The sequence below is a fragment of the Methylobacterium sp. WL18 genome (assembly GCF_008040015.1).
Lineage (GTDB): Bacteria > Pseudomonadota > Alphaproteobacteria > Rhizobiales > Beijerinckiaceae > Methylobacterium > Methylobacterium mesophilicum.
In genome coordinates, this window is sequence record NZ_VRVD01001223.1 from 1 (window position 1) to 627 (window position 627).

The following is a 627-nucleotide window of genomic DNA, read 5'->3' on the forward strand; positions in this document are numbered from 1 at the left end:
CCCCTGACCAGGACCGCCCCGCCGTGAGCCGGCCGAGGCGGCCGGCGATCATGTGGGGCACGATGTGCAGCCGCCTGTCGCCCCGGAGCCCGAACACGCGCCCGGACGCGTCGAGGGCGACCGCCGCCGCGGGGTCGAGATGGAGGAATCCGTCGAGGGACAGCACCCCGCCGGCCGCGAACCGGTCGATGACCGCCAGGCCCGACAGGTCGTCCAGGATCGCGAACGCCCGGACATGCCGGTAATCCGGCCCGTGCACGGTGGTGTCGATCACGTGCACGCAGGCGCCGCCGACCGGGACGGGCGCGCGCGCCACGCCCGCCCCCGCGGTGGGCTCCCGGTTATCCGGGACGACCACGTTGTGCGCCCGGGCCGCCGCGACCGGCTGGCCGGGCGATTCGGTGTGCGACCCGCCGACCTCGGTGATCCACCTCAACCCGCCGGTGGCGAAGGTGAAGGACGTGCAGTCCCGATGATCCTGCGGGTGGATCTGCGCGGAGAAATCCGCCGTGAAGGCGGCCCAGTCCGGCCCATCCTCCGGGCGGCGATAGACGATGGTCCCGGCCCGGGCGGGCGCGACGGAGAGGGGACCGCCCCGGCGCTCCGCCAGGTGTGCCGCCTTCACGG

1 pseudogene is annotated in these 627 nt (G+C 75.1%); it reads right to left on the bottom strand.

From position 1 onward, the window contains the following. Window positions 1-627 (bottom strand): annotated as a pseudogene (locus FV228_RS31975) (heparinase II/III family protein); the annotation flags it as partial.